We start from the raw sequence: 2,908 nt of genomic DNA, 5'->3' as shown, positions 1-2,908 counted from the left end.
CTCGCGTACACGCCGACCGAGCACGCCGCGCCCCGGCCGACCGCCCCCGTGACGGAGCAGGACGGCCGGCGCGGCGGCGCGCGGTCGGCGCTGCTCGTGGCGGGGGCCGTCGTGGCCTGTGCCGGCCTGGTGACGGCGGTGGCCCTGCTCGGCGTCCGGACGATGGGCGCGGGGTCGTCCGACGCCAAGGGCCCCGCGCCCACCTCCCCGCCCGTCTCCGCACCGCCCTCCGCACCGCCCGCCTCACCGCCGACGACGGCTCCTTCGACCCCTGCGCCGACCTCCCCGTCCGCCCCGCCGCCCCCGTCCCCCTCGCCTTCCGCGCCGGGGTCCGGCCAGGCGTCCCCGGTCGGGCCCGGCTCCGCGCCGCCCGGGTACCGGAACGTCTCCGACGAGGCAGGGTTCTCGATGGCCGTTCCGGCCGAGTCCCGGCGCTCCGTCGAAGGGGAGCGGATCTTCTACAAGACGGCGGACGGCATACGGGTGGGGATCAAGATCGGGAAGATCCCGCCCGGCGGGGCCCTGGCCTCGATGCGGGCCGCCGACGCGCAGGGGCCGTCGACCAACCCGGGGTACCGCGACAACGCGGTCCGGGCCACCACCCACCCCCACGGCTTCCCGGCCGCGTTCTGGGAGTTCACCTGGAACGGCTTCGACCGCGCCGAAGGCCCCCGGCACACGTACGACCTGTGCTGGGAGGGGAACGGCTGGCTGTACGACGTGTGGGTGTCGGCCCCGACGGGCCGCACCCCCGAGGCCCGCCGCCACTTCGACACGGCGGTGGGCACCTTCTTCCCGTTCGACCACTGACCGCTTGCCACCACTGACCGCTTGCCATTGGCCGCTGACGCTGACCGCTGACCGCCGCACCCGGTGGCCCGCGCAGCCGGGGACCGTCGTCAGCCGTGGCGCCGGCGGCGCCAGTACGAGACGGCGAGGGCAGCGGTGAGGGGGCCCCACAGGACCATGGGGAGGTAGAGGAGTCCGACGACGAGCCCCCCGGTGGAGGTCATGTCGTCGTGCGGGTACGTCCACCACCAGGGCAGGTCGGACCAGATCCAGGTGAGGCCGAGGGCGCCGAGCAGCGCGGGCACGGTGGCCGCCAGCGGATGCACCCGCCGGCCGCCGATGAGGGGTATCCAGCGGGGGGCCGTCTCGCCCCAGGGGCGGACCAGGCCGAAGGTGAGGAGGACGATGAACTCGCTGGCCGCGCTCAGGAGGACCATCGCGAGCTGGGCGTAGAGGGTCTGGAAGGGGACGAAGCCTTCCGCGGTGTAGCCGGCGGGGAAGCCCAGGACGAGCGCGATCCGCCACAGGCTGCTGGGCAGGACGATCAGGCTGACCGCGTGCGCGGCCGCGGTCGCCCAGCGCGGGGGCGGAAACGTCCCGCCGGGTGCCGGTGCTCGGTGCAGCGGGGCGGGACGGTGGTCGGGCGCGGATGTCCGCGTGCGGTCGGATGCCATACGGCCAGGGTGCCGGTCGATGTGCCGCGGGGCGTCCTACCGGGGGCGTGTTCGCCGTGCGGGGCTCCCCCGCGCGGGGGAGCCCCGCACGGCCTGGAGGAGGAGGCTCCTCCGGGCCGGGGCGTCAGCGGGTGAGGCACTTCTTCCAGGAGAAGTGGTACTTGCTGCTGATGCTGGTGTCCGTCGAGTCCAAGGCCATGTAGCTCTCCTTGGTGAGGTCGGACGTGCCCACGTCCGTGCGCAGTTCGGTGTTGATGTTGAAGTTGCGCTTCTCGCCGCAGGGGGCGAAGACCAGGGCGTGGATGTCGGCGGTGTCCGTCACCTGCCAGTTGTCCTCCAGGGGGCCCTGGAACTCGTGGGTCCGGGACGCGGTCTGGCTCATGCCCTGGAAGTAGTAGCTGGCCTTCTGGATGCCGACCGCGCCGGGCTGGAGGCTGCCGAACCCGCGGTAGTCGGCCTGGGCGATGGCGTACGTGTAGCCCTGCGGGACGTTGACCCGGAGCGCGAGCTGGCAGTTCTTGCGGCCGTCGACCTTGGGGCTGTCCCCGCCGGCGCGGGCGATGTACTCGCTGTAGGTGACGGTGAAGGCCGTGTTGTCCGGGGCGACCGCGACGGCCGCGCTGCCGGGACGGCAACCCGATCCGTTGACGGTGGCCACGTCTACCGTGATCTTCTCGGTGGGTGCGGCGTCGTCGGCCCCGGCGGGCGGGGTGGCGGCGGTGACGAGGAGCACGGCGGCAGCCCCGCCGAGAATCACCGGTCTGAACATGAAGTGTCCCTTCTCGTACTTCTCGTACCTTCTCGTACGTGCAGATGGAGGCGGCGCCCCATGACGGGGCCGTCGCCGGGATTCAGCGTCGGCGAGGCCCGGCGGGGCCGCACCCGCACCTGGGCCGTCTGGCGCAGCGCACGCACCGGGGGCGAAGCCCGGGCCGTACGCGCCCCGTTCCGCTCCGCCGAGCGGCGTACGCCGGCGGCCCGGTACGGGTGACGGCACGTCACGTTCGTGCTCTTCGGTCGTTCTCCGGGCAGCCCTGCCCGAACGCCCGAACGGACCCTCCGGCGTGACCACCGCTCCCGAGCCCGACCGGCTGCCCCCGTCCTCCCTGCGGCCGTGCGCCGCGTGACGACCCGGCTCGGCCGGATCTGCTGCCGCCACCACCGGCTGGTGCTGGCGGTGTGGGTGCTGCTCCTGGGCGCCGGGCTCGCGGCCGTGGGGCCGGTGCTGGACCGGCTGGACCGGCAGGCGTGGAGCGTGGCCCCGCACGAGTCGGTCCGGGGCCACCGGGTGCTCGACGCCGCCCGCCCGTACGGCGTGCAGATCGACGCCGTGGTGGCCGGAGTCGCGGTGGACGGCCCGGCCCTGCGGCGGGAGTTGGCCTCGGCGCGGCGCGATCTGGCCGCCGTCGGCGGGGTGCACGCAGTGAGCGCCCCGGCCCCGGTCC

Annotated in this window: 3 protein-coding genes and 2 pseudogenes; 3 read left to right on the top strand and 2 right to left on the bottom strand. The window is 74.6% G+C overall.

Annotated elements, in window-relative coordinates; translation table 11 throughout:
* Positions 1 to 810, top strand: a pseudogene (locus GPJ59_RS35165) (serine/threonine protein kinase); the annotation flags it as partial.
* An 89-nt stretch (positions 811 to 899) separates the two neighbouring features.
* Here GPJ59_RS35165 and GPJ59_RS35160 read toward each other — a convergent pair.
* Complete coding sequence (locus tag GPJ59_RS35160) at positions 900 to 1,463, bottom strand: hypothetical protein (RefSeq protein ID WP_258025398.1); 564 nt, start codon at positions 1,461 to 1,463, stop codon at positions 900 to 902.
* Between the two features lie 124 nt (positions 1,464 to 1,587).
* The gene (locus GPJ59_RS35155) at positions 1,588 to 2,232 is read right to left on the bottom strand and encodes a DUF4360 domain-containing protein (protein ID WP_219672135.1); all 645 of its coding nucleotides are present in this window, start codon (positions 2,230 to 2,232) and stop codon (positions 1,588 to 1,590) included.
* Positions 2,233 to 2,292: 60 nt separating this feature from the next.
* Between GPJ59_RS35155 and GPJ59_RS35150 the strand changes: the two genes are divergently transcribed.
* Both GPJ59_RS35150 and GPJ59_RS35145 read left to right on the top strand, forming a co-directional pair.
* Positions 2,293 to 2,454, top strand: a complete 162-nt coding sequence (locus tag GPJ59_RS35150; protein WP_219672133.1) for a hypothetical protein — start codon at positions 2,293 to 2,295, stop codon at positions 2,452 to 2,454.
* Positions 2,455 to 2,577: 123 nt separating this feature from the next.
* A pseudogene (locus GPJ59_RS35145) lies at positions 2,578 to 2,908 on the top strand (hypothetical protein); the annotation flags it as partial.

Source organism: Streptomyces bambusae, assembly GCF_019400985.1.
GTDB lineage: Bacteria > Actinomycetota > Actinomycetes > Streptomycetales > Streptomycetaceae > Streptomyces > Streptomyces bambusae_A.
The sequence above is the reverse complement of the archived record's forward strand: the minus strand, read 5'-3'. Positions and strand labels throughout refer to the sequence as shown.

Excerpts from the sequence above, each read along its gene's own strand:
- GPJ59_RS35160 (WP_258025398.1), bottom strand. The coding sequence starts at position 1,463 with ATGGCATCCGACCGCACGCGGACATCCGCGCCCGACCACCGTCCCGCC.
- GPJ59_RS35155 (WP_219672135.1), bottom strand. The coding sequence starts at position 2,232 with ATGTTCAGACCGGTGATTCTCGGCGGGGCTGCCGCCGTGCTCCTCGTC.
- GPJ59_RS35150 (WP_219672133.1), top strand. The coding sequence starts at position 2,293 with ATGACGGGGCCGTCGCCGGGATTCAGCGTCGGCGAGGCCCGGCGGGGC.